Annotated in this window: 21 protein-coding genes; 11 read left to right on the top strand and 10 right to left on the bottom strand. The window is 45.0% G+C overall.

Going from position 1 to position 26,099, the window contains the following annotated elements; all coding sequences use genetic code 11:
* Nucleotides 1-67: 67 nt before the first annotated feature.
* The 3 genes from LQZ07_RS07260 to LQZ07_RS07250 form a co-directional block, all read right to left on the bottom strand.
* A complete protein-coding gene (locus tag LQZ07_RS07260; protein ID WP_152779954.1) occupies nucleotides 68-745 on the bottom strand; it encodes a response regulator in 678 nt (225 codons plus the stop codon).
* Between the two features lie 4 nt (nucleotides 746-749).
* A complete protein-coding gene (locus tag LQZ07_RS07255; protein WP_227981103.1) occupies nucleotides 750-1,217 on the bottom strand; it encodes a sensor histidine kinase in 468 nt (155 codons plus the stop codon).
* A 99-nt stretch (nucleotides 1,218-1,316) separates the two neighbouring features.
* Nucleotides 1,317-2,363: a sensor histidine kinase gene (locus LQZ07_RS07250; protein WP_227981104.1), complete on the bottom strand. Its 1,047-nt coding sequence runs from the start codon at nucleotides 2,361-2,363 to the stop codon at nucleotides 1,317-1,319.
* A gap of 236 nt (nucleotides 2,364-2,599) precedes the next feature.
* Here LQZ07_RS07250 and LQZ07_RS07245 point away from each other — a divergent pair, with 236 nt between their 5' ends.
* The 3 genes from LQZ07_RS07245 to LQZ07_RS07235 all read left to right on the top strand — a co-directional run bounded on the left by LQZ07_RS07245 (nucleotide 2,600) and on the right by LQZ07_RS07235 (nucleotide 5,709).
* Nucleotides 2,600-3,571 carry a tripartite tricarboxylate transporter substrate binding protein gene (locus tag LQZ07_RS07245; RefSeq protein WP_152779956.1) on the top strand — a complete coding sequence of 324 codons (972 nt, stop codon included), beginning with the start codon at nucleotides 2,600-2,602 and terminating at the stop codon, nucleotides 3,569-3,571.
* A gap of 104 nt (nucleotides 3,572-3,675) precedes the next feature.
* Nucleotides 3,676-4,140 (top strand): tripartite tricarboxylate transporter TctB family protein, encoded by a 465-nt coding sequence (locus LQZ07_RS07240; protein WP_152779958.1) that lies wholly within the window; start codon nucleotides 3,676-3,678, stop codon nucleotides 4,138-4,140.
* Nucleotides 4,141-4,158: 18 nt separating this feature from the next.
* The gene (locus LQZ07_RS07235; RefSeq protein WP_152779960.1) at nucleotides 4,159-5,709 is read left to right on the top strand and encodes a tripartite tricarboxylate transporter permease; all 1,551 of its coding nucleotides are present in this window, start codon (nucleotides 4,159-4,161) and stop codon (nucleotides 5,707-5,709) included.
* 43 nt (nucleotides 5,710-5,752) lie between these two features.
* On the opposite strand, the gene LQZ07_RS07230 is transcribed toward LQZ07_RS07235, so the two are convergent.
* The 3 genes from LQZ07_RS07230 to sstT form a co-directional block, all read right to left on the bottom strand.
* On the bottom strand, nucleotides 5,753-6,898 hold the full coding sequence (locus LQZ07_RS07230) for a lipopolysaccharide assembly protein LapB (RefSeq protein WP_152779962.1): 1,146 nt from the start codon (nucleotides 6,896-6,898) through the stop codon (nucleotides 5,753-5,755).
* Nucleotides 6,898-8,931 carry a DUF3857 domain-containing transglutaminase family protein gene (locus LQZ07_RS07225; protein WP_152779964.1) on the bottom strand — a complete coding sequence of 678 codons (2,034 nt, stop codon included), beginning with the start codon at nucleotides 8,929-8,931 and terminating at the stop codon, nucleotides 6,898-6,900. Before LQZ07_RS07225 ends, LQZ07_RS07230 begins: the two co-directional genes overlap by 1 nt.
* A 190-nt stretch (nucleotides 8,932-9,121) precedes the next feature.
* Nucleotides 9,122-10,342 (bottom strand): serine/threonine transporter SstT, encoded by a 1,221-nt coding sequence (gene sstT / locus LQZ07_RS07220; RefSeq protein WP_016400904.1) that lies wholly within the window; start codon nucleotides 10,340-10,342, stop codon nucleotides 9,122-9,124.
* A 425-nt stretch (nucleotides 10,343-10,767) separates the two neighbouring features.
* Between sstT and LQZ07_RS07215 the strand changes: the two genes are divergently transcribed.
* The 4 genes from LQZ07_RS07215 (at nucleotide 10,768) to LQZ07_RS07200 (ending at nucleotide 16,047) form a co-directional block, all read left to right on the top strand.
* Nucleotides 10,768-11,520, top strand: coding sequence for a TetR/AcrR family transcriptional regulator (locus LQZ07_RS07215; RefSeq protein ID WP_016400903.1), 753 nt, complete (start codon nucleotides 10,768-10,770; stop codon nucleotides 11,518-11,520).
* 234 nt (nucleotides 11,521-11,754) lie between these two features.
* Nucleotides 11,755-14,070 (top strand): RND family transporter, encoded by a 2,316-nt coding sequence (locus LQZ07_RS07210; RefSeq protein ID WP_152779966.1) that lies wholly within the window; start codon nucleotides 11,755-11,757, stop codon nucleotides 14,068-14,070.
* Nucleotides 14,039-14,857: an outer membrane lipoprotein-sorting protein gene (locus tag LQZ07_RS07205; RefSeq protein ID WP_016400901.1), complete on the top strand. Its 819-nt coding sequence runs from the start codon at nucleotides 14,039-14,041 to the stop codon at nucleotides 14,855-14,857. The genes LQZ07_RS07210 and LQZ07_RS07205 overlap by 32 nt, the downstream gene beginning before the upstream one ends.
* A complete protein-coding gene (locus LQZ07_RS07200) occupies nucleotides 14,857-16,047 on the top strand; it encodes a hypothetical protein (protein ID WP_227981105.1) in 1,191 nt (396 codons plus the stop codon). The genes LQZ07_RS07205 and LQZ07_RS07200 overlap by 1 nt, the downstream gene beginning before the upstream one ends.
* Before the next feature lie 163 nt (nucleotides 16,048-16,210).
* Here LQZ07_RS07200 and LQZ07_RS07195 read toward each other — a convergent pair whose 3' ends face one another.
* The 4 genes from LQZ07_RS07195 to LQZ07_RS07180 form a co-directional block, all read right to left on the bottom strand.
* Nucleotides 16,211-16,708, bottom strand: coding sequence for a TIR domain-containing protein (locus tag LQZ07_RS07195; protein ID WP_249483577.1), 498 nt, complete (start codon nucleotides 16,706-16,708; stop codon nucleotides 16,211-16,213).
* 1 nt (nucleotide 16,709) lies between these two features.
* Nucleotides 16,710-17,123 (bottom strand): hypothetical protein, encoded by a 414-nt coding sequence (locus LQZ07_RS07190; RefSeq protein ID WP_152779968.1) that lies wholly within the window; start codon nucleotides 17,121-17,123, stop codon nucleotides 16,710-16,712.
* A gap of 163 nt (nucleotides 17,124-17,286) precedes the next feature.
* Nucleotides 17,287-18,099, bottom strand: coding sequence for a hypothetical protein (locus LQZ07_RS07185; RefSeq protein ID WP_152779970.1), 813 nt, complete (start codon nucleotides 18,097-18,099; stop codon nucleotides 17,287-17,289).
* Between the two features lie 363 nt (nucleotides 18,100-18,462).
* A complete protein-coding gene (locus tag LQZ07_RS07180) occupies nucleotides 18,463-19,161 on the bottom strand; it encodes a hypothetical protein (protein WP_152779971.1) in 699 nt (232 codons plus the stop codon).
* A 249-nt stretch (nucleotides 19,162-19,410) separates the two neighbouring features.
* On the opposite strand from LQZ07_RS07180, the gene LQZ07_RS07175 reads away from it, so the two are divergent.
* From LQZ07_RS07175 to LQZ07_RS07160, 4 genes are all read left to right on the top strand, one after another.
* The gene (locus LQZ07_RS07175; RefSeq protein WP_152779973.1) at nucleotides 19,411-20,292 is read left to right on the top strand and encodes a LysR family transcriptional regulator; all 882 of its coding nucleotides are present in this window, start codon (nucleotides 19,411-19,413) and stop codon (nucleotides 20,290-20,292) included.
* Nucleotides 20,293-20,393: 101 nt separating this feature from the next.
* Nucleotides 20,394-21,476 carry an efflux RND transporter periplasmic adaptor subunit gene (locus LQZ07_RS07170; protein ID WP_152779975.1) on the top strand — a complete coding sequence of 361 codons (1,083 nt, stop codon included), beginning with the start codon at nucleotides 20,394-20,396 and terminating at the stop codon, nucleotides 21,474-21,476.
* A 1-nt stretch (nucleotide 21,477) separates the two neighbouring features.
* Entirely contained in the window at nucleotides 21,478-24,561 is a 3,084-nt protein-coding gene (locus tag LQZ07_RS07165) for an efflux RND transporter permease subunit (protein WP_152779977.1), read from the top strand.
* Nucleotides 24,548-26,020, top strand: a complete 1,473-nt coding sequence (locus tag LQZ07_RS07160; protein ID WP_152779979.1) for an efflux transporter outer membrane subunit — start codon at nucleotides 24,548-24,550, stop codon at nucleotides 26,018-26,020. Before LQZ07_RS07165 ends, LQZ07_RS07160 begins: the two co-directional genes overlap by 14 nt.
* Nucleotides 26,021-26,099 lie beyond the last annotated feature (79 nt).

Genomic DNA, 26,099 nt, shown 5'->3' with positions numbered 1-26,099 from the left:
CAACGCTCTGTATCTAAAAGGCTCGCAATGGCGAGCCTTTTTGGTTTTAAACTCAAGTGTTTAATTCTTAGTTAACCCGATGATAGACCCGCTCTGGTCGGCCTACTGCACCATAAGCCACCTCAGGCGTGAGCTCATTACAACTCACTAAATACTCCAAATAACGCCTTGCTGTAGTGCGGCTACTGCCAATTTGTTTGCCGGCTAACTCGGCAGTTAGTGAAGCATGTTCACTAAACAGTGCGCGAACTTTATCAAGCGTTACCGCGTCCACACCTTTGGGTAAGCGCTTTTTGCTTTCGGCTACCGCGCCTTCACTCATTGGCATTAACTTATCTACATCTTGCTGCTCAAAAGAGCTGTTTTGATCAAGCCTGCGTAAGTAGTTTTTATAGTTGTTCAAGGATTCTTGTAAACGCGGAAATACCACCGGTTTTAGAATGTAGTCAAATACCCCATTACGCAGCGCTTCTTGCAGGGTTGAGGCTTCTTTAGCGGCGGTGAGCAACATAACATCAATGGCAAGATCTTGGCTGCGAATGTGTTTTAGCAACTCTAGGCCGGTGCCATCGGGTAGGTACACATCTAACAGCAAAAGTTGTGGAGGTTTAGCCTTAATGTGGATCATCGCATCGGCAATGCTCAAGGCAATGCCAGACACTTCAAAATCACTCACACGCTGCAAATACTGGCGATGGATCTCGGCAATCCCCGCATCATCTTCAACAATTAATACCTGAATCAAATGGCTACTCCTGCTTTAACTGCTTGGGAATATACACCGTAAAACGGGTGCCCAAATTGTCACTACTAAACTCAACATTTCCACGCAAAATTTGCACGGTTTCTTTTACTAGGTAAAGGCCAATGCCGTGGTCGCCTTGGGTTTTGGTGGTCACTCCCTGCTCGTAGATATTGGCTTGTAAGTTATCTTGAATACCACCAGCAAAATCTTCCACTTCAATAATTATGTCGTTGCCCAAATCGGTCATTGAGAGATTAATCGGCTCGCGGCCATTGCTAGCGCGAGTTGCCTCAAAAGCGTTATCTAAGAGGTTAGCCACTATGGTAACGATTTGCTCCGAGCCACAGTGTGCTGGTAAGTCGCGCAAGCTACTGTCGGGGTCAATATTTAGGGTTAAACCAAGCTCCCTCGCCCGGTGAAACTTACCCAAAATACAGCCCGCTATTACCGAGTCTTCTACTGCTTCAATCAAAAAGCGAATCAGTTCTTGGAATTGATCATTTGCTTGGCCAATAAAAGATAAGGCTTTATCACTTTCGCCTAACTGAATTAAACCAGCAATGGTATTTAGCTAATTAGAGTGCTCATGATTTTGTACCCGCAAGGCTTCTGAATGCGCTTTAATTTGTGATAACTGCTTGGTAAGCAAGGTGATCTCGTCTTTCCGCCTAAAGCTGGAAACCATACCAATAAAGTTTTGTTGCTGGTCTTTCATCGGCACTCGGTTGGCAATCACTAAGTGCCCGTTAAGCAATAACTCCACATCACTTTGCGCTTGCGGCTGATCGAGTAATTCAGCCATATCACTATCGGGTAGCCAATCTCGCAGCGGTAAACCAACCGGATTAATCGATTTTCCTTGCAGGTCTTTGCCCAATAAGCGAATCGCATTAGCATTCACATTAGTAATAATGCCTTCTCGGTTAATCGCTATCACCCCTTCACGAATGGTATTAAGCGTGGCTTGCAGCTCTGCATATAAACGGGTCATCTGCTCTGGTTCAAAACCCAACAATGTGTCTTTAATCCGTTGTGCCAGCCACCAACCAATCAGCATATTGAGTGACAACACCGCCATCACCAACAGCACCATAAAGTGCAAATAGGGTTGCAGTTGTACGTCGATTTTCTCTAGCAAATATCCAACCGAGACAATACCAATGATCTGCCCCTGTTGATCTTTAACTGGCACTTTACCACGCACCGATACCCCCAAAGACCCCTTGGCTTGCGACACATACTCTTGCCCTAGTACCAGAGCTGCGTGGTTATCGCCTCCCACCATGGGTTTGCCAATACGTTCACTTTTGGGGTGAGCCAAGCGGATCCCATCAACATCCCCCACCACAATAAAACTTGCGCCCATGGTGCGGCGTAATTCTTCTGCTAAAGGCTGTAAGTTTGCGCTATCTCGGCGCTCTACCGCACTCACTACATCAGGCAGCTTAGCCACTACTCGCGCTACATCTAAGGCCCGCTCCCCTTTGTCTTGGTATTCAGAATCACTTACGTACCAATAGCTGGTCACTACCACAATGCTTAATTGAATAAGGCTGTAAATCAGCATTATTAGCAATAAGCGAGCACGGTAGCTTGGTAAGCGAGCTTGTTGATACATCTAAACTTTTCCCTGTTTGTTTCAATTTAGCTTAGCACGAGCTTAGCGAGCAGCTCCCGTGAACAATATGCACTTAATTACCAATATGGACTTTAAAGCCATTACTTGGCTTACATTTCAAAATCTCAGGCTTCCATTAACATTAATTTAACTTTATTCGCCAGCTAGCGGTATTTAAGCATGGCAGCAACCACTTTCAGCCACGCTGAAAGCCCTATGCAACAAGGAGAGCAAACATGTTAGCCAAGATTAAATTGGTAAAAACATTAATAGGGGCCGCAGTATTGGCCGCAGGCCTAAGCGGCACAGTTCACGCAGAAGAAGTGCACTTTTTAATTCCCGGAGGCGCGGGCGGAGGCTGGGATGGAACCGCACGTGGCACCGGTGAAGCCTTAATGAAATCGGGCATTATCGATAAGGTGTCTTACCAAAACATGAGTGGCGGAGGCGGCGGTAAAGCCATTGCTCACTTAATAGAAACCGCTAAAACCCAAGAACATACCTTAATGGTGAACTCAACGCCGATTGTGGTCCGCTCATTAACCGGCGTATTCCCGCAGTCTTTCCGCGATCTTACTCCCATTGCTGCCACAATCGCTGACTACGGCGCGTTAATTGTTAGAGCCGATTCCAAATATACTCATTGGGACCAAGTAATTGCCGACTTCAAAGACAACCCCAATAAAGTAAAAGTTGCTGGCGGTAGTGCGCGCGGCAGTTTAGATCACCTAGTAGCAGCCGCTGCCATTAAAAACGAAGGCTTAGACCCACTAAGATTACGCTACGTAGCTTACGATGCCGGCGGTAAAGCCATGGCAGGTTTACTTTCTGGAGAAACAGCACTGCTTTCAACTGGCTTAGGCGAAGCGCTAGAAATGGCGAAAAACGACCAAATTCGTATCTTAGCCATTACCGCAGAAAAACGAGTTAAGGACGCTCCCGAAGTACCAACCTTAAAAGAAATGGGCAACGACACTGTGTTCGCTAACTGGCGTGGCTTTTTTGCGGCACCGGGCACCAGCAAAGCGCAAGCTGAGAAGTTCTCAGACATGCTTAAAGAAATGTACACCACCCCAGAATGGGAAACCGTGTGTTCACGTAATGGCTGGGTAAACAACTTTGTGCCTTATGGCCAGTTCTTCGGCTTTTTAGAACAACAAGAGAAAACAGTAGGCAGCCTAATGAAAGAGCTAGGCTTTCTAAAGTAACCCTATTAGCCAGCAACTCCCTTGCTGCTTTATTTGCTTATCGGTAGTACTCAGTTAAGCACCGGTGCCTAGGCACCGGACTTTTTTTACATTTGGAGCTAACAATGCAAATTAGCAATCAACGAATTGGCGGCCTAATTTTTTTGCTGCTCTCTTTGTTCTACGGCTATTTTAGCTACGACATTCCGCTATTTCCCGGCGCGGAATATGAACCGTTCACCCCGCGCACTCTGCCGCAGTTTTTAGCATTGTGCGGTATTGCTTGCTCAATCATTTTGATGCTCACCGGCGGTAGTGATTTTAGAACCAGCGTAAAACATTTGGTATGGCGCCCCGCCGCCAAATTGCTCGTTGCTATGTTCGCCTATGGCCTACTCGTCAATTGGATGGGGTTTGTATTAGCCACCATTATTTTCCTGGTTGTGAGCTTTCGCATCATGGGTGAAACCCACCATAAAAAGGCACTGGTAGTAGCCATATTGTTCACCGTGGCTTTTTGGGCGCTATTAACCCAAGTATTAGATATTTATTTAGAACCTGGGCAACTGTGGCACTGGTTTAATGGCTAGCAAAATAAGGACACGATGATGTTAGATGGAATTTTAGCTGGGCTTAGCACCGCCATTATGCCAATGAACTTAATGATGGTAATTGTAGGCTGCTTAGTGGGTACCTTCATTGGCATGTTACCCGGCCTTGGGCCAATTACTGCTATCGCTTTAATGATCCCACTTACTTATAGCTTAGAGCCTTCATCAGGCTTAATTTTAATGGCGGGTGTCTATTACGGCGCTATATTTGGCGCATCATCCTCGTCGATATTAATTAATGCGCCAGGTTGCAGTGCCACCGTAGTGACCGCTTTTGATGGCAACCCCTTAGCTAAAAAAGGCCAAGCGGGTAAAGCTTTAGCCGTTGCCGCTTATGCCTCGTTTACTGGCGGTACTTTGGGCGCAATTATGCTGTTAATTGCCGCGCCTGCTTTAGCCTCTGTCTCTTTGAGTTTTCAAAGCGCCGACTACTTCGCCTTAATGGTGCTTGGCCTTTCCGCCGTGGCTGCATTCTCAGGCAAAGGCCAAGTATTAAAAGCGGTAATGATGACCATTGTGGGCTTGATGTTAGCCACCGTAGGCACCGACAGAAGTGAAGGTGTAGAGCGTTTTACCTTTGGCCAACTGGATTTAATCGACGGCTTTAGCTTCTTACTGTTAGCCATGGCAACCTTTGCCCTAGCCGAAACCTTAATGTCAGTATTAAAACCCGAAAACCCTAATAACAGCGCTACCGAACAAAGAATGATGTCGGAGCTGGGCAGCCTTAAGCTCACCAAACAAGAAGTTAAAACCGTGGCAGCGCCAACTCTTCGCTCTTCATTTCTAGGTTTTTTTGTTGGCGTGCTTCCCGGTGCAGGGGCGACCATTGCCTCTTTTCTGGCATACGGCGTAGAGCGAAATCTCGCCAAAGGCGACGCAAAAAAAGAATTTGGTGAAGGCTCGTTAAAGGGCTTGGCTGCGCCCGAATCGGCCAACAATGCTGCATCAACTGGCTCTTTTGTTCCTTTGCTAACCTTGGGTATTCCTGGCTCGGGCACTACCGCGGTATTGCTCGGAGCATTAATAGCCTACGGTATTCAGCCGGGGCCAAGAATGTACATCGAGCACCCCGACCTATTTTGGTCGATCATCATCTCTATGTATTTTGGTAATGTGATTTTGCTAATTTTAAACTTGCCGCTAATCCCCTACCTCGCCAAGTTATTAAGCATTCCTCGCCCTTATTTGGTACCGATGATTTTGCTGTTCTCAATTACTGGGGTATACCTGGTGTCGTTTAATAGCATGGACATAATGATCATGGTGGCGATATGTATGGCAGCCTTGGGCTTACGTTTACTCAACTTCCCTATGGCGCCGATGTTGTTAGGTTTTATTCTTGGTGGAATGCTCGAAGACAACCTGCGGCGAGCACTATTAATTGGCGATGGCGAGTTAAGCTTTTTATGGGAGCGCCCCCTAACTCTCACCTTTATTAGCATCGCAGCACTGGTGCTATTTAGCCCACTATTAAGACCTTTGTGGGAGCGCAGTAAAGCTAAAGCCGAGTATGAACAAGCCAAACAAAAGGCGGCAGCTAAGTAATAAAAAAGGCGCTAATTTAGCGCCTTTTTTTGTTCTCTTTAAGTTAGTTAAGATATTGCTTATAGCGTTGATAGCTCGCTGATTTTAAATATTCTTCACCCCTATCAAAGGTAAGCAAATCTGTTTTGCTATAGCGCGTATCAAACCTGTCGTAGAGCACTTTTAGAATAAGCTCTGTTTGCTGATACTGTTTGGTATCAATAGACAGGCCCAGCAACCAAATGTAACCAAATGGCTCTGAAGGTGCCTTTAATAAGGCATTCACTAGGTAATCTTCGGCTTTCTCGGTTTGGCCACTTTCGTACAAGGCATTGCCAATCTCTACTTGCACTCTTACGTCTTTAACAACGGTTTCTGGGAAGCGCTTTAAGCTTTCAATCGCTAGGTCAAATTGCTGGTTGTCGTAGTAATAAGCGTAGAAACGAGGATGAACCGGCTGGTGCTTCTCCATATACACAACAAAAGATCGTGGCATCACCAAACTGGGTTGGTTGATATAAGCTTTCATTAAGCCTGCCAGTACTAAAGGCTTTTGCTGAAACGGCTTAGGAATCTCGTTGTAGGCAAATAGCATCTCGGTATAGCTAGCTTGTCGAACCGCCTCAAAGAAATCGCCCATGCGCTGGATACCGCTATTGGGGTGGGTTTTACGATATTGCTCCATATCGATAACCAGGTCGAAGCTGTCTGAGATCCCAACCCCCGTAAACAAATTGAAAATATCAACGATGTGGCCATCTAACCAGCTTATTTCGTAGTAGGCAAAGGTGCCATCTAGGGTAAAGCGGTAATAGCTAGTTGCTTGCTGCTTAGTATGAACATCACTGTCTACATATTTCCAGCTACCGCCTGGCTGGGCCAAAATGGCTGTAATCGAAGTATCCGTTAAGCTAGACAGAAGTTGAGTAACGTTTGCTCGCTGATTGGCATTAAAGGTAAACGCTAAATCAGTTTCCAGTTTTTCAACCATTTTAGCTTCAACAATTTTACTTCTAAGCGCATTTTCAGTGTGTTGGTTAAGCGCATTAGCATAGTTAACAAAATATCTGTCACTGTATAGCTCTGCCGGCTCTTGGTTTTTAACCACCGGGTTACTCGTTTCAGATACAGAGGGTACTGCACGGCCGGTATCTTTACTTGCACAAGCACTCAGCATCAGGCTTAAGGCTAAAATATAAAAAGCTTTCATTACAATGCCTCCTGCTGGTTATTGGTTTGCTTTTCAAGCAAGAAGCTCACTAGTTCGTTCATCGAATCGTAGGCTTGGTCTTCGGTCACTCTGGTCACGCTGTAATTAATTTCTAAGGCCTTTCTGGCTTTCCTCATTAACTTGGCATATTGCTTTACGTCATTGGCGGCAACGGCCATTTGCTTATTCTGATATTGCTGTTGGTAGGTGATCACTTTGTTGCGGTAATCAAAACGTGTAAACAATTTAAAGTGTTCATCTTCTAGCGTTTGTTCTTCATTAGCCCAACTAAAATCGATGTCGTAGGGCAAATATAGTTTTGCTTGTTGCTGGATGTTTATCGGACGCCCCAAAGAGTAAGGCTGTTTACGTTGAATTTTCTGCGGCACTTTTAAGTAATGCTCAACCGCATCAGAAACCAACACAAACTCAGCGTCGCCTTCAACTTCATGCCAAAACTCATTCACCAAATAGTGCTCTTTAATTTCAATACGATTGCTAATTTTGTCATCACTAATTTGCAAATCTTGTTTTAGGCTAATCGAAGGATAAAAACGCTGGTAATAAGACAAATATGACTTTGTCATGCGTTTAGCACTCTGGCCTGCAATTTCATAACGCATTCTGTCAGCTTCTGCGCCGGTGAAGGTATTAACAACCGTAAGTTGCACCGGCGAGCGAAAATCAGAAGCAATAAACTCTTGAGTAACTTCAACAAGGTTATCTTCAGCGACAAAATCAGGAATACTGCTTAAGCCTTGATTGTCTGGCGAAATAACCAAAGCTTGTCCAAAAGCCGCTGGCACTATGGTTTCCAACAGGTTTGACTGATAAGCGTTAGTTGGATCAACCCAATAGTCTTGACCCTTATAATTCAAATACACAATCGCATGGTTAAAGGCGTTATAACCCGGCAAATGCTCAGCCAAGGTATTGTGTTTATAGCTAGACACCAATACTGGGTAAGCATCTACTCCCAATTCGTTTAATGCACTTACCAACAGCAAAGACTTGTCTTTACAGTCTCCATAACGGTTCGCTAACACCTCAGATGGAGAATGCGGACGATGTGAATTTTCGCCAATCTCCCCCCCTAAATAACGAATATCTTGTTGAGAGAAGCGTATCGCTTCTTCAATGGCTAATTTGGTGGGTTTAGCTTTTAGCTCACTAAGCCAGTCGTCGAAGGCAGCAGAATGCTTAGCCGAGGTTTTAAATAAAGACTCAGCCCAACTAGACACTTGCGACCAATCTTCAAAGCTAGTGATTTGCCAAGTAGGGTAAGCCGAATCCCAGTTTGGGGCTTGGCCATCTTCATAATAGGCAGGCGAATTTTCGATAAGCACTGAGTAGCGAACCTTGTTCCCCTCGGTGTTTACCCTTACCTCTGCGTCGATATCGGCAAGTTGATTGCTAAGTTTTCGGCTTTTGTGTGCCACGATACTGGCATGAGTTATTCCCACTGGAACGCCCCAACCTAAACCAAAGGTATGGCTAAAGTGGCCATCAAATACTGGGTTTTCGCCAATTACACTAAAGCTGTAATCGACAATGTCACCTGCTCTTACATCCTTTAACCAAAGCTGTAATTGCTTTTGTCCTGAATACAGTTTGCTATGTTGCTCGGGTTCAATGTCCACTGCTCGAATATCATCAGCAACCAAACGGTTAAACGATTTATCGCCTCGTATAATGTTTATGTGGTGCAACTCAACCCGCTGAAAATCGGGATTAAAGGTGATGGTTAAATCTGAATTATCTTCAACGCCAGCACTGTCATTCACTTGAAAGCGGATATAGCGATAGTAATGCGGCTGCTTGCTAAGCAAACTTACTTGAGTATCCGACACCAAATAATCTACAGATTCTATGCCAAGATCAACTTGGTTTAACTTGCTTAAATCCGCTTCTACAATCCACTTAGGTTTATCGCCTATTCGCCACAATGCATCGTTAGCAGCTAATGAAATGGTGGAGTAAAAGAGATTGGCAAACAGCAGAAAGAATAAAAAGAATGGTCGACTAACTAGCACTGCACTTCCCTTGCATCAACATCAAAAAGCCATACTAGTAATAATTATTTTAAAGTTAAAGCTCAACACGCGGCTTATTAGAAAAGAACTGCAATATATTGATGTTGTTTAAATAATTTCCAAATTTTAAGGTGATTACAAATAAAAAAGCAGCGCCTAAGCGCTGCTTATAAATACTCATTATGAATAACTACTTTTCTTCAGCAGCCTTACAACAAGCAGCAGTAAACAATACATCGGTAGAGCTGTTTAGCGCAGTTTCGGCAGAGTCTTGCAATACGCCGATAATAAAGCCTACTGCAACCACTTGCATGGCCACATCGTTAGATACACCAAACAAGCTACACGCTAATGGGATAAGCAATAACGAGCCACCAGCAACACCCGAGGCACCACAAGCAGACACTGCTGCCACTACGCTCAGCAACAAGGCAGTAGCAAAATCTACTTGAATACCCAAGGTATGCACAGCCGCTAGCGATAACACGGTAATGGTAATTGCAGCACCGGCCATGTTAATGGTGGCACCTAGTGGGATAGACACCGAGTAAGTATCTTCATCTAGTTTTAAGCGCTGGGCTAAGTCCATGTTAACTGGAATGTTCGCAGCAGAGCTACGGGTGAAGAAGGCGGTTACACCACTTTCACGTAAACACTTAAATACTAATGGGTAAGGGTTGCGACGAATTTTGTAGAACACTAGCAGCGGATTCATCACTAAGGCAATCAATAACATAGAGCCAATGAGTACCAACAATAGCTGGCTGTAGCCTAGCAATACCGAGAAGCCCGTTTGCGCAATGGTGTTTGCCACCAAGCCAAAAATACCAATTGGCGCTAAACGAATAACAAAGCGCACAATGCTTGATACACCCGCAGCCACGTCATTGAACAAGGTTTTGGTGGTGTCCGATGCGCTATGCATGGCAATACCTAAACCAATTGCCCACGCTAAAATGCCAATGTAGTTGCCATTCATAATGGCGCTAATTGGGTTATCGACAATTTTAAATAGTAAGGTGTGTAATACCTCGCCAATGCCTTGCGGAGGATTAGCCGAGGTTTCGGTGCTCACTAGTACTAACTCGGTAGGGAACATAAAGCTCATGGCTACCGCCGTTAACGACGCGGCAAAAGTACCAAATAAATATAAATAGATAATCGGACGAAGCTGAGTATTTTGGCCACGTTTATGGCTAGCTACCGAGGCCGCCACCAACACAAAAACCAATACCGGCGCTACGGCTTTTAAAGCGCCAACAAAAAGGCTACCTAACATGCCAATAGACGTAGCCGCACTAGGTGCTAAAACGGCTAAAATGCTACCGGCAATAATACCGATAAGGATCTGCAGCACTAAACTGCCTTGGGTAATAAACTGTAATATGCTGTTGTTTGATTGTTGTTTCATGCTTCTTATGGTCCTTTCGTGAAGCTATATAATTGGCGAAGGCGTAACCTTATAGGATGAAACACCAGAATCACAGACAATAACCACATTAAATTGACACATCGCAAAAACTTTTCACTCATCTAGATTGTATAAGCAATATACAAGTAATGTTTACACCTAAAAGCTCAACATTTTTAGCTATTACTCAACTAACTTAGTGTTGCAACTTGCCCTTAAGCTCAGTATTTACTTACACTTTGATCAGCTGTTCAGGTTTATGTGGCAATTTTGCAAGTCGCTATTGGCAAAACAAACAGGCGCTTAAACTAAATTAAGCACCAAAAGCAAAACATCAAACATAAATAAAACTTGAACAATTAATTATCAAGGCGTATAACTTGACGAATCGTCACATTGTGACGAAGTGTCAATAACGAGAAAAAATGAATACCAAAACCAGAAAAGCCCAAGAAATTGCCAACCGCGAAGAGCTGCTGCTAGATATAGCACTGGAGCTGATGGCTGAAACCGGCTTTGCTGGCCTTACGATGGATAAAATTACCCAGCGTTCGCAGTATTCAAAAGGCACCGTTTATAACCACTTTGCCTGTAAAGAAGATGTATTGTGTGCCTTGTGCTGCCGCTCTATGCGTTTACAAATAGAGCTATACCAGCGGATTAATGATTTTGCTGGTAGCACTCGAGAGAAGATGATTGCAATGGCCTATGGCTATCGCTTGTTTAATCGTCTTTACCCCACTCTGTCGATGGTAGTGTTAAGTATGAAAACACCTAACATCATGGAGAAAACCTCGAGTATTCGCAGTACCAGTGTAAGTGAACACGAAAACAAAATTGTCGGTATTGCGGTTAAGTTGATTGAAGAGGCCGTTGCTTTAGGTGAAATACCAGCCAGCCAAAATGTAGATGCCAATGCCGCTACATTTGCCGCTTGGTCGATGGCCTTTGGCACCAATGCGCTAAGCAGCGCAGTGGTAAATAAATCCAGCAAGTTTTGCTCTGCTGGCTTCGACAGCCAATACGCATTGCTATACAACGTAAATTTGTTGTGTGACGGGTTAAATTGGAAACCCTTGTCTAATCAACAAGATTACTTAGCCACTTGGCAGCGAATAGGCCAAGAGCTGTATGCCAAAGAGTTGGCCATGCTGGAGCAAAACGAAACGCTGTATTAAGCGCTTTACGCAAACCAGCAATTAGCGAATAAAGATTTGTAAGTTCTAAGAGTAAAAGTGCCAAGTTGTTCTACTGTTGTTAAGTGGAATAATAAACGCACGCATTTAGATTCAAAATAAGCCGCCGATTACTGCGGTTTTTTAAGCAAAGGAAGTGACGATTCGTCAATTTTAGACAAATCGTCATAATTCACTCTAACCAATTGAATGGTGCAATTGGTAAAGGACAGGGCTATGGAAAAGAAATTTTTTAATCAAGTGATCGCCAGACCTTGGCTAACACTCATGTTACTAATGTTAGCCGTTGTAGCAATGAGCTCTGGCGGACGCTTTCTTACCTTTGTTGGCGATTACCGCATTTTCTTTGGTGAGGATAACCCTCAGCTGCAAGAATTCGAAAGCATGCAAAAGGTGTTTAATAAAACCGATTCAGTCACCTTTGTAATCTCCCCTAATGAAGGCGATGTGTTCAACCCGCAATCTCTCACTCTCATTAAAGAGCTTACCGACGACTCTTGGCTTATTCCCAACTCTACACGGGTCGACTCCATCACCAACTTTCAACATACCGAAGCCGTAGAAGATGACCTTTGGGTAGAAGACTTATTGCTAGAGCTAGATATGTTAGATGCTGAAAAAGTATCTAAAATTGAGCAAGTTAGCCTAAGTGAACAACTACTAGAAAACCGCTTAATTAGCCTAGATGGGCGCGTAGCAGTAGTGGCTGCCACCATCACCATCTCTGAAGACGATATGCAGGCCGAGGTACCTAAAACCTCGCAATTTGTACGTGAGCTACAAGCCAAGTATCAGCAAGCCTACCCAGAACATAAAATCTTGCTCTCTGGCATGATCATGATGAACAACAGCTTCATCGAGCAAAGCCAAAAAGACATGTCCACTTTAGTGCCGCTAATGTTCTTGCTAATTTTAGTGATGCTAGCCATTTTACTGCGCTCGGTATTAGGCATGCTAGCTACCTTAGTGGTGATTGTGGTGACTATTGCCAGCACCATGGGCATGGCCGGTTGGATGGGTTTTGCGCTTAACACCGTTACGGTAAATGTGCCCACTATGGTGATGACCTTAGCAGTGGCCGATTGTGTGCACGTTATCGCCTCAATGCTTTATGAAATGCGCCAGGGCAAAACTAAGAAAGAAGCCCTCGCCTTTAGTTTAAAAATAAACAACCGCGCTATTTTCCTTACTAGTGCCACCACTGCGATTGGTTTCTTAACCTTAAACTTCTCTGACTCACCGCCGTTTCAAGCCTTAGGCACCATTGTGGCAGTGGGTGTAATGTTGGCCTATGTGTATGCACTTACCATTTTGCCTGCCCTGCTTAACATTCTGCCCATTAAACAAACGCCGAGCATTAGCAGCCGTTCAAACTACGACCGCTTAGCAAACTTTGTGATTGATTCTCGCAAGTGGCTAATGCCGGTTACCCTGGTTGTGATTGTTGGCTTCTTAGCCATGATCCCACGCAACCAACTTAACGACGTTGCTACGGAGTACTTCAGCAAGCAGGTGGACTTTCGTCAATCCACAGACTTTATGGAGGAAAATATATCCGGGATTACCACCATTTCTTATGAAATAAGAAGCGGCGAGAGTAGCGGCATTAACCAGCCTCACTACATGCAAAAAGTGGCCGACTTTAGCGCGTGGTTACGCCAACAACCAGAGATCGACAACGTAAACAGCATCTCCGACATTATGCGTCGTTTAAACAAAAACATGCATGGCGACGACCCAAGCTACTATTTGGTGCCAGAAGAGCGCGAACTCTCTGCCCAGTATTTATTGATGTACGAAATGAGTTTGCCCTACGGCTTAGATTTAAATAACCAAATCAACGTAGATAAATCGGCAACACGCTTAACCATTACCACCAAAAACATGGGCTCTATCGGCATGATAGCGCTAGAGCAACGCTCCTTAGATTGGTGGCAACAAAATGCGCCCGAGTATCGAGTAATCGCCGCCAGCCCTAACCTAATGTTTGCCCACATTGGCGAGCGCAATATGCCGCAAGCCCTAAAAGGTGCATTTTGGGCACTGGTGCTTATCTCGGTGTTAATTGGTATTTCGCTACGTTCACTGCGGCTCACCTTTATTAGCTTGCTACCTAACCTAGTACCAGCAGGCATTGGCTTTGGTATTTGGGCACTAATTGATGGCAACATAAACCTTGGTTTGTCGATTGTTATTAGCGTTACCTTAGGCATTGTGGTCGATGACACCGTGCACTTCCTTACCAAGTACCAATATGCCCGCAAGCAAGGTAAATCTGCCGAAGACGCAGTGCGCTACGCCTTTGTCACCGTAGGCAAAGCACTGGCTATTACCACCGCGGTATTGGTGGTTGGCTTCTCAGTATTAATTGGTTCAACCTTTACTATTAACTCCAATATGGGGCTACTTACTTCTATTATTATTGCCGTAGCCTTAATCATCGATTTCTTACTACTACCATTACTCTTGATTAGTTTTGACCGTGCAAAGGGAGCAGAAAATGCAGCAGCACTTCAACAAAAAACCGCTTAGTATGTGGCTTAATCGTGCCGCAGTTATCTGTATTAGCCTGTTGTTTAGCCAACAAGCATTAGCAGAAACCGCAGAAGAAAAAGGCTTACGCATCGCGCAAGAGCGCAAAGCTTTTGATTTAGGTTGGGTTGATTCGAAAGCCGACACAGAAATGGTGCTGTACAACGCGCAAGGCGATAAAAGCACCCGCTCTATTCGCATTCAATCTTTAGAAGTAGAAGGCGACGGCGACAAAGCCTTAAGTGTGTTTGACCACCCAGCCGACGTAAAAGGCACTGCCTTTTTAAGCTTTTCTCACGCCCTAGAGCCAGACGAGCAATGGTTATACCTACCTGCCTTAAAACGGGTAAAACGCATTGGTTCACGCAACAAGTCGGGCCCTTACATGGGCAGTGAGTTTGCCTTTGAAGATCTAAGCTCATTTGAAGTAGAAAAATACACTTACACCTACCTGCGCGACGAAACCATTGCCGGCTTCGACAGCTATGTGGTTCAAAACGTACCGGTAGATAAGTATTCAGGTTATACCAAGCAAATTACCTGGATGGATAAAGAAGCCTACCGTGTGCACAAAGTGGAGTTTTACGACCGTAAAGGTCAGCTACTTAAAACCCTCACCATGAGTGATTACCAAGTGTATGCCGACAAACATTGGCGTCCGTCAAAAATGTTGATGGTAAACCACCAAACCGATAAAAAAACCGAAATGTTCTGGAATAATTATCAGTTTAAAACCGGCGTAAAAGAATCAGACTTCAACAAAAACAAGCTTAAGCGAGCCCGCTAATGAACGCACAATACACGAAGCTAGCCCTAGCGTGTAGCCTAACGGCGCTTAGTTTAAGTAGTACCGCCATGGAGCTGCGCGGCAACGTGGCGGTGCAATATCGTGGCTTTTTCGAGCAAGGCGCTTTTCCGGGTCAAGACCAGCAGCATCAAGGCTCGATAAGTGCCGAGCCCGAGCTGTACTGGGAGTGGAACGATGGCATCGACAGCATCACCTTTACGCCCTTTGCACGGGCCGACTCCATGGACTCTGAGCGCACTCACGCCGACATTCGCGAGCTAAAATGGCTGCACTTAGCCGACGAATACGAGCTGGAAATTGGTATAGCCAAAGTGTTTTGGGGCGTAACCGAAACCCAGCACTTGGTAGATGTGATCAACCAAACCGACTTTATCGAATCGCCCGATGGCGACGAAAAGCTTGGCCAACCCATGCTGCACTTTAATACCTATCAAGATTCCGGCATTTGGGATGTATTCATTTTACCGGGCTTTAGAGAGCGAACCTTTGCCGGCGTAGATGGCCGCTTTCGCCCACCATTACCGGTAGACCAAGATAACGCTCAGTATGAATCGGGCGCTAAAGACAAACATGTTGATCTAGCCCTGTGCTGGGCGCAAACCTTTGGCGACTGGGATGTAGGCACAGCCTACTTTCGTGGCACCAACCGCGACCCACTGCTAATTGCTAGCGCCGACGGCACTAAACTTACCCCTTACTATGAGCAAATGGACCAACTTGGCGTAGACCTACAAGCCACCATTGGTGATTGGTTATGGAAGTTTGAAGGCTTATATCGCAATACCAGCAGCAACAGTTACACCGCTGCTGTTGGCGGTTACGAATATACCCTAGTGGGTTTATTCGACAGCATTGCCGATTTAGGTTTACTTACAGAGTACAACTGGAATAGTGACGGCAAAGAGGCCACCTCTACCTTTCAAAACGATCTCTACCTAGGCGCTCGCTTAGTATTAAACGACGCGCAAAGTACCGAGTTTTTATTAGGTGGCGCGATAGACCTCGACTACAACACCAACGTCGTCACCCTAGAAGCCAGCCGCCGCTTTGGCGAAAACTGGAAAGGCGAGCTAGATCTTTGGTACATCGACGCCGATGACCTTGCCGACCCAACCTACGCCTTTAGCAAAGACAGCTTTGTACAAGTAAACATGGCCTACTTTTTCTAAAAGCTAAACAAGAAAGAGATTGAAAAAAGCCCTCGTTGTTGAGGGCTTTTTGTTGGGGGTGAGTATATGCGCTAGGCGAGAAGTAACGCCTCAAGCAACGGCGCGCGTTAGCGCGTCCAGCCACAAAGTGGCGATGCTGCCTTGACTTGTAAGGGCTTTTAACTCAATTACCGTTTCTAATTACTATTGCTTCTTCTACGGCATTTTCTAAATGCTTGGCTATCCAAGCATATCTCTCTTTACTATTTGAACCCGCAGGGTTGTAACACTTGACGATGCTAGACAATTTTTTACCTGTGTTGCCATAGCCAATATAGTCAAAAGGGTTTTTTCCTTGGTTTGCAATATAACCATCGGTATTTTTTAGTCCGTGAATGCGAATACCAACAACACCCATACCCTCATCCCATGACTTAATGATTTCATGGTTTATCCATTTTCGGTTGGCAGTGTTCTCGCCTACTAAAACTACTGTGCAGGAGCGGCCATTCATTTGTTGAGTTATCCAGCGTTTAATAGCGGCATCTTTACCGCTTTTTACCGTTTCCCAATCATTATCGGTCGCCGGCCTATTGGCCTCTAGAGCGCCAATATTTCTCACTTGAGATACCCGCATAACATCTGGCTTGTAATGAAAACTATAGAATACTCGTCTTGCCACTTTAGATACTCCCTGTAGATATTATGATAGTCATTATTAAAACTATTACGCCGAAGATAACACCGTGAAACAGGCGCAGTGTTGTTGAAAAGCAAACTGAAAACCAAGGTTCGACATCTTTGCTAAATTTCGTAGCATTCATATCAAAATCAATTGCGTTAGCATCTTTTGTTGAAACTTCTTGGTATAGCTTGCGATACATTCTTTCTTGCCACAAAAAATAGCCATCTAAACTCCAGAAAGCTACACAAGGGAAATAAGCTAAATATAAGAAAAACTGATTGGAATCTTTGGCCGCTAGCGCAAATAGAGCCGATATTAGAGTGACACTCCAACCCTTTAAAAGAAAAGAGTTCCCTGCCATTCTGTTTATTATCCCTTGTATCATTTCAAGGTGCTTTAATTTTGCTTCCATGTTGGACTCCTTGTGGCCCTAACGCCTGCATAAGGGGCCGTAAAACTTAAGCAGCGATTGGTTAAACTTGGGCGGAGCACCAAACTAATCGCCGCGTAGTTTTGATGTCCCAGCCGCGCTTTTCAGCGGCGACTTGATGTGATTGTTGGCACACAAACCACCCTTATTTAGGAATATTGACTTTGTCTACTAAGTAACGCTTAAGGATACCTTTAGCAGAAGTAACTCTACGAGCCTCAAACTCAATTTTACCTTCCCCCTCTTCTCCTTGGGCATAGTGCATCGACCACGTGATTTTTTTACGAAGAGCTTCGCCAGCACTGTCAGGTATTTTGAAGGAAACCGTGTGGCCTTTTGCATCTTCGTAAAATCTACCGATGCCCGACAATATATTGTATTTTGTAACATTACCCACAATACCTTTTATAACGGTATTATCTGTCCGTATAGAAACGCTTTTTAATGTTTCGGCGTTTAAATCTAGAACCTTACCAACTCGAGGTCTGGATACAGAAATTTTCATCTGAGGGTTGTTTTTGATGGGCCGATGAGCCTCTTCTAAAGCTGATTCTAATACTTCTTCAATATCACTGATGAATGGCTCAGTTCTATCATCTAGCTTTTTTACCGAAGGAGTAGTTGGCTCGAAGGCAAGATCAAGAGTTTTACTCCACGTCCACTTAAGAATATCCCAAAAAGCTGCCGCAACAACACTAGCTCCAATAGCCTCCTTATTCTCAATAACTAGAGTTAAAATCTGTTCATAGCTACCTTTTTGCGGTGGGCTGATATAGATTTTAGCACCGGAGGCTCGATTACCCTTTCTTTTAACATCGCCGTCATTCAGTAACGCATGAGTAGTGATAGCAATTGCTCTAGCAAAGCCATGCAATGATACTGAAGCATCGTACATATCAAGGCGGTGCAAGTCTGCATCTCCGCCGTTATAGGACAACTTAATTTGTATAGACTTCATACATCCCTTTCTTGAATTACCAACAAACTTTAATCTTGTGTGCTAACAGTTTATTAACAGGAAAAATTCCTTGCTTAAACAAGGAATCTTTCCTCTTTTCACGCATTATATAATACAAAGGCTACCAGCTTTCCTAAGCTACATCAGTTGCCTAGATCTAAAAATAACAAAAATATCAGCATGAAAGTATGCAAGCACTTGTAGAAAGTAGGAATTGCAGATTGCCTGTATAAAATCACAGAAAATAGCTGCCTTGATATCTTTAGCCAAGCGCTTTTTCTGCGGTAGTATTCTCGAACAAATTTAGGTGTTTGGCCTAAACTCAGCAGGGCTAAGCACTACTGAGCTTAGGCCTTGATATCTCTAAAAGTAGACACTGGCTTGTAGCCAACCTACGGTGTCTTTTTTCGAGATTTTGCTTTCTGCAGTGTGGTCAACTTTAAAGCCTACCGATACATTGCTATTGATCATGTATCCACCACCTACTTCAATTTGCGGCACAAAATCTTTAGCTCGGCTTACGTAAGTAGCTTTGGGGTTGGCGTAAAGCCAGTGGCCGTCGTCGAAGGCGTACATGGCGTATAAGCCGCCTTGTACTAGTGATGAGTCTTTAAAGGTTTCATTACTGTCTTTAATTGGCATATCTAGCTTACTTTTCATGTAGCCGCCATAGAGCATGGGGAACAGTGAGATATTTTTGGTGATATCAAACTTGTACATACCACCTACCAGTGCAGTAGTGGTATTTCTATCCCCTACTACATCAACGGAATAACCCAAGCCATCGTTTACTTTGAAGTAACGAACGCGATAATCAAAATCGATTTTGCCTTGTTCATCTTTTTTATCGGCGGCTCCTAAATCGGCAAAGATCATATTGCCCGCTCCCCAGCCATAGGTGCCGTTTAGCTGAGTACGTTCGTTGCTGCGAGAAATACCTAAAGAGCTAAAGGTGGCGGTTGGGTCACCATAGTTCACATCGGCTTTTGCCTCGACAGTTTGCTCTGCCATTACGCCAGATGAGATCGCCGCCAAGCTTATTGCTAATATTGTCTTCTTCATTTTTTTACCTGCTAATAATGAAATGCCCTTTAGAAAAGAGCGGCATTCCATAGCCGCAAATAATGGCGCAAGTTTAACCTTGCCTAAGAAGGCTACTAAATGAGTACCTGTTAGTTCATCTTACAGGTGAGAAAGTGCCAATACAGTTTGCGCCGCTGTTAAGGCTGTAACGCTAAACACTTAACTTGAATTGCTCATCAATACTGTTAATCTTCGCTCAGTTTGTATCTAATTTGGTGACAATATCTTATGCGAGTAGAAGATCTTTCTTTATTCATAAAAGTGGTGGAATCGGGCAGTTTTAGTGCTGCGGCCCACTCTCTTGATTTACCTCGCGCTAATGTAAGCCGACGCATCAACGAATTAGAACAAAGCCTAAGTACCCGTTTGTTTGTTCGCACCACACGTAAGCTAAACCTTACCACCCAAGGCCAGCAGTACTACGAAAGCATGCAAGACATTATTCGCCGCCTTAACGACGCAAACAGCGCTTTGCATAGCCACACCGCTAGCCCGAGTGGTTTGGTTAAAATGGGGGTTAATGTAGGTAGTGATCACTATGTAATCGACATCCTAAAAAACTTTAAACAGCGCTATCCCGATATTAATGTTGAGGCACGTTACTCTAACGAAAGCTACCAAGGTTTATTTGAGCATGGCCTAGATATGGCAATGTATGTAGGCTCGTTAGACGACTCTAGTTTTATCGCAAGAAAGCTAGGCGGCTTTAGCAAAGTGATTATTGCCAGCCCCGAATATTTAGAACAAAACCCAGTGCCTGTTACTCCGCAAGATTTACTGCAACATAGCTGCATTATTTATCGAAGCTATAGCCAAAAATTAGAGAATCGCTGGCAGTTTACCAATCAAGAAATCGAAGTAAGCCATCACCATATTAGTAATAACTACGCCCACATTGCCCAAGCCGTAGAGGCGGGTTTAGGCATAGCCTTAGTGCCCTATATTTTGGCTTATCCGATGATAGAAAAAGGCACGGTATGCCACTTAATGAAAGACCACGTCTCTTCTTCTGAAGACGCATGGATGGTCTACCCAAGCCGTAACGGTTTAACTCATACGGCGCGGCTACTGTTGGATTATATTGCTTCTCGTGTACCAGAGTATTTGTAATTGTCACGTTTTTTGTGACACATAAGAACAGATTAGCTAGCAGATAGCCTTAATAAAACTGTTTACCATGCGTGCAATTAATCCTTCCACCGGAGCACGCAATGAAATACTCCTATCTCGCTTTAGCACTAAGCGCTACTTTGCTTAGCGCATGCAGTACCGAACAAACCGCAGACATTAGCAATGTAAAGCTGCGCCCTGTTAAAGTAGTCAGCCTAAGTGCCGCCACCCAAGCTAATAACAGCTATTACAACGGTGTGTTGCAATCGAGTACCAGCTCTAAGCTGGCCTTTCGTGTTCCGGGCACCATTCAAGAAATACTGGTAAGCAATGGCCAAAGCGTGACCAAAGGGCAAGTGCTTGCACGCCTAGACCCACACGACTACCAAGTAAGCCTGCTTGAACTAGAAGCCAAGCTACTTGAAGCTGAGTCGGCCCAAGCCCTCGCCCACAATGAATACCAGCGAGTACAACAAGCCAGCCAAGACAACGCCATAGCACCGGTTAACCTAAACCGCGCACTTAGCGGCAAACAACGCGCCGACGCCAGCGTTGAAGTGGTGAACCAGAATATTCAACGCGCTAAAGATGCACTGCGTTATACCGAGTTACGCGCGCCTTTTGATGGGGTAATTGCTCAACGCTTTGCCGAAGAGCACGAACAAGCAGTACCTGCGCTACGCGTATTTACCTTACACCAGCCCGAGCACTTAGAAGCCGTGATAGAAGTGCCAGAGAATCAAATTAATGCCTTTAGCATTGGCCAAGCTGCGCAAGTTAGTTGGCACGAGAAAACCGATAGCATAAACGCCAAGGTAAGTGAGATTGCCACCGTGCCAGATCTCATCAAGCAAACCTATACGGTAAAACTTAAGCTTGAGCAGACTCTCGATGAGGTGTATCCAGGCAAATCGGTTCAACTAAGCTTAGCGCTCTCGCAATCTGAACAAGCTCGCTACTGCTTGCCGCATTCAGCCTTAATTCTTGAGGGAGCAAAGGCCAAAGTTTACCGCGTTCACAATCACAAGGTTGAAGCCGTAGCCAGTGAAATCGTAAACCAAACTCAGCAACAAGTATGTGTAAGCGGCGACTTTAAAGAAGCTGACAAAATCATTGTTGCTGGTAGCCGTTACCTAAGCGAAGGACAGCAAGTGGGTGATTTATTAGACGCGAAGGAGGGTTAAGATGAACCTCGCAGAATTCGCGATTCGCCAGCGCACCTTTGTATGCTTTTTTACCGTGTTATGCATTATTGCAGGCATTGGCTCTTACATTGGTTTAGGTAAATTAGAAGACCCTTCGTTTACCGTAAAAAGTGCGGTAGTGGTTACCTTATACCCTGGGGCATCTGCCCAGGAAGTAGAGCTGCAAGTTACCGACAAAATTGAAAACCGCTTGCAAGAGATGGGCTCGGTGTGGAAGCTACGCAGCCTTTCTCGCCCTGGCAGTTCAATGATTTTTGTTGACCTAAAAGAGAGCACCACCTCAGAAGAGCTTCCTCAGCAATGGGATTTATTACGCCGCAAAGTTAACGACGTAAAACTAGAGCTTCCGGCCAGTGCCCAAATCAGCATCGTGCAAGATGAGTTCTCGGAAGTATATGGGATGTTGTTTGCGGTACACAGCGACGACGCTGCGCCAGCTGAGTTAAAAGCCCATGCTAAAGAGTTGCAACGCCGCTTAAAAGCCGTTGATGGCATTAAAAAAGTAGAGCTGCATGGTGTTCCCCAACAAATCGTTAATATTGATTTGCCAAGCGAGCGCTTAGCAGAGCATCAGCTCTCGGCTGCTCAAGTATTTAGCCAATTAACCACCCAAAACATGGTGCTAGATTCAGGCAGCTTTAAACTTGGTGAAGAGCGCATAAGAGTTAGCCAAAGCGGCACCTTTGAAAACCTAAGTGATATTCAGAATCTATTGCTTAAATCTGGTATTGCCGAACTCGGCTCTGGCTTAATTCGCCTAGGTGACATCGCCGATGTTTACTTGGATTACCAAACCCCAGCACTATCAGAAAGCCGTTATAACGGTAGCACTGCGATTACCGTTGCGGTAAGCCCAGTTGATGGCATAAACGTAGTGGCCTTGGGCGACACCCTAAAACAGGTAATTCAGCAGTTTACTAGCGAACTCCCACTTGGCACCGAGGTTGGCACCATTGCCTTTCAGCCCGACGAAGTGCAAAAGTCTATCAATAACTTTGTAAGCAACTTAGTTGAAAGTATTCTTATTGTGGTGGCAGTGCTTTGGGTATTTATGGGGCTGCGCAGTGCTGCCATTGTTGGCAGTAGCTTGCTTATTACCTTGCTTATTACCCTTATTTACATGCTAGTTGCCGGCATTGATTTACAACGGGTATCGGTTGGCTCGTTTATTTTGGCGCTAGGTATGCTGGTAGATAACGCCATTGTTATTACCGACATGTTCAAGGCAAAACTAAACCAAGGCATAGAGCGCTATCAAGCCGCCACTAACAGTGTGAAAGAAACCGCTGTGCCCTTACTCGCTGCTACCGTGATTGCCATTATGGGTGCTACCCCAGTGCTGTTATCACAAACCGATGCTGCCGAGTTTTCTATTTCGGTATTCCAAATACTTTGTAGCTCACTGCTATTGTCTTGGTTAGTGGCGATGACACTTACCCCTCTGATGTGTTGGGCCTTCATTAAACCTAAGGCTAAACAAGTAGACCAGCCAGAGCCAAAGTTTGCCCAAATTGCGCGCAAGGTTCTTACCTGGGTAGTGGCAAAACCCTTTAGTGCTATTGCTTGCATCATTCCGGCATTACTTGTTACTGCCTTAATTGTGCCAAAAATTGCGATTAACTTTATGCCTGGCTCCGATAGACCCATCTTATTTTTAGATTACTGGCTACCCAACGGCGGACAAACCGAAGTGGTGTCACGTGATATGAAAGTGATTGAGGACTGGTTATTAGAGCAACCCGAAGTAAGCAGCATTTCAAGCTACATAGGTGCCAGTGCTCCGCGCTTCTCGGTAACCGTTGAGCCAGAACCGTTTGACAGCAGTTACGGGCAAATACTGATTAATGCAAAAGATTTTGAATCTATTGCGCCACTTATTGAACGTGGTGATAACTGGCTAATGAGGCAGTTTCCTAATGCTGAACCTCGCTTTAGAAACTTAAAGCTAGCCACCAAGGATAAGTTTGCCATTGAAGCGCGCTTTAAAGGCCCCGATCCGCAAGTTCTGCAAGACTTGTCAGCGCAAGCTCAAGCCATTTTCAATGCTCACCCTAATACCAAGTATGTACGTGATGATTGGCGACAAACCAGTAAACAGCTGGTGCCAATTATGAACCAAGACAAAATGCGCCGCGCAGGTATTAATCGCAGCGACGTAGCACTGGCTATCCAACGAGCGTCTAGCGGTGTTGTTGTGGGTGCGCTGCGCCAAGGCGATGAGACCTTGCCAATTAAAATGCAAAGCAGTAATACCGATATTGCGCAATTAGAGAACATTCCTGTTCGCTCACTATTGGGTTTACACACTGTGCCACTTAGCCAAGTTGTCGATGGCTTTGAAACTCGCGAAGAGCAAAGCATTATTTGGCGTCGTAATCGGGTACCAATTATCACTGCGCAAGCAGAAGTATTTGGTCAAACACCTTCCGATGTGCGTAAAGAGTTAGCCGAGCAAATTCAAGCTATTGAATTGCCTTATGGTTACAGCTTTGAATGGGGCGGTGAGTACTACGATGAAAAACGCGCAATTGACGACACCTTAAAGCAAATTCCAAAAGCAACGTTGATGATGGTGATTGTAATGGTGGCGCTATTTAATGGCTTAAAACAGCCGGCGATTATTTTAATTACCTTGCCGCTAGCCGCGATAGGTTGCGCTTGGACGCTGTTTTTCTTTGGTAAACCCTTTGGCTTTATGGCCCTAACTGGCGCAGTTGCGCTATCGGGAATGATCATCAAAAACGGCATTGTGCTCATTGATCAAATCGAACTAGAACGCAAACAAGGTAAAAGCATTAGCGAAGCCGTTGTAGAAGCCACAATTAACCGCACCATGGCCATTTCGATGGGTGCACTAACCACCGTACTAGGCATGGTACCGCTACTTAGTGACCGTTTATTTGACCAAATGGCGGCGATTATTATTGGCGGCTTGGTGGTTGCGACCTTCTTGTCGTTAATCATTATGCCGGCGTGGTATCGGATTTTTTACCGTGACCCACAAACCGAAAACAAAGCTGAAGATCTAAGCATAAGTTCGGAGCTAAACCATGAACAAAACTAAGCCTTTAACTACAAGCAAAGCCCTGTCGGTAATGGTGTTCTCAGTATTGGCAACCGCTTGTGCTAGTGCTCCCGAATATCAAATGCCAGAGACCTCGGTAGACACCGTCTACTCTGAGCAACAGTCTAATCAGTTTGTAAACCAACAAACGGTTGAGGCGGCGTGGTGGCAGCAATTTAACGACCCCATTTTAAATGATTTGGTGCAGCAAGCTCAGCAGCAAAACTTAAACATTAAAATGGCGGCTAACCGCGTTCAAGCAGCGCAAGCTTATCGCAGTGCGGTGGCGTCATTTAAGGTACCAACTGTGAGCTTAGGTGGTGGTTACACCAGCTACCAACTCAGTAAAAACGATCCTTTAGCGGGCCCCGCTTTTGGTATTGAAAATCCCATATCGGGCGGAGAGTTTGACTTAATTGAGCAGCAAAACGGCGGCTTTTTTGCTGGCATAAATGTAAGTTGGGAAATGGACTTGTTTGGCCGAATAGACAAGCAAGTAAACGCTGCAGAAATTAGGGGTGAGCAGGCCGAGATTTTCCATCAAGGCATGCACACCTTAGTGAGCGCAGAGATCATTAATAACTACTTACAATATCGCGGTGCTCAGCAACGTATTGCCATTGCTAAACGAAATATTAGTGAGCAAGAAACCGTACTTAAACTGGTTAAATCGCTCAGTGCCAGCGGCTACGGTTCAGATATGGATGTAGCCAAGGCAGAAAGTGCACTGGCTTTAAGCCGCGCCGCCCTGCCCCAGCTTAACAGTGCCGAAAGTGTGCATTTAAATCGCATGGCTTTAGTACTTGCGCAAACCCCGTCTAGTTTGGCTGAACAACTTGGGGAGCCAGAAGCCTTGCCAGACTTTGAAGGCATAATCCCCTTAGGTTTGCCCTCTGATTTACTTAACCAGCGCCCCGACATCAACATTGCGGAGCGCGAAATGGCGGCGGTGAATCAAGAACTAGCGGCCAGTTTGGTGGCGGGTTACCCACGCTTTTTCTTAACCGGTGGGCCGGGCTTAAGTGCTGAGAACTTTGATGATTTATTCAAAGCAGACTCTGCCGCTTGGCTGGCTAGCATAGGGGTGCAATGGAACCTGTTTGATGGCGGACGAAACGACGCCTTAGTAGAAATACAGCAGCAAAGATTTAACGACAGCGCCTTGCAATACCAACAAACCGTGAATGCAGCCTTTGTTGAAGTAGAGACCATGTTAATGGCCTATGGCAATAGCCAAGTGTTTGCCAGCAATATAGAGCAAGCAAGCGAACAAGCCGATCTTGCATTAAGTAAAGCCAACTCACTATACCGAGCTGGCCTATTGGACCACTTGGCTGTTTTAGATGCGCAACGCCAGCAAAACTTGCTTGAAGACGCACAAGTGCTTGCTCAGCTGCAAACCGCTAACAGCATAGTTGGTTTACATAAAAGTTTAGGGGGTGACTGGACGATGCAATAAGTTTGGTCATGTTGACGCTTTGGTAGGTAAGCCTAATTAGTTGGATTGTTCTCTCTTAGCTAGTTAGCCAAAGCGTCCT

Origin of the sequence: Agarivorans sp. B2Z047 (assembly GCF_023373605.1) — a bacterium.
Taxonomy (GTDB): Bacteria; Pseudomonadota; Gammaproteobacteria; order Enterobacterales; family Celerinatantimonadaceae; genus Agarivorans; species Agarivorans albus.
Note: the sequence above shows the minus strand (reverse complement) of the source record. Positions and strands in the feature narration are given on the sequence as shown.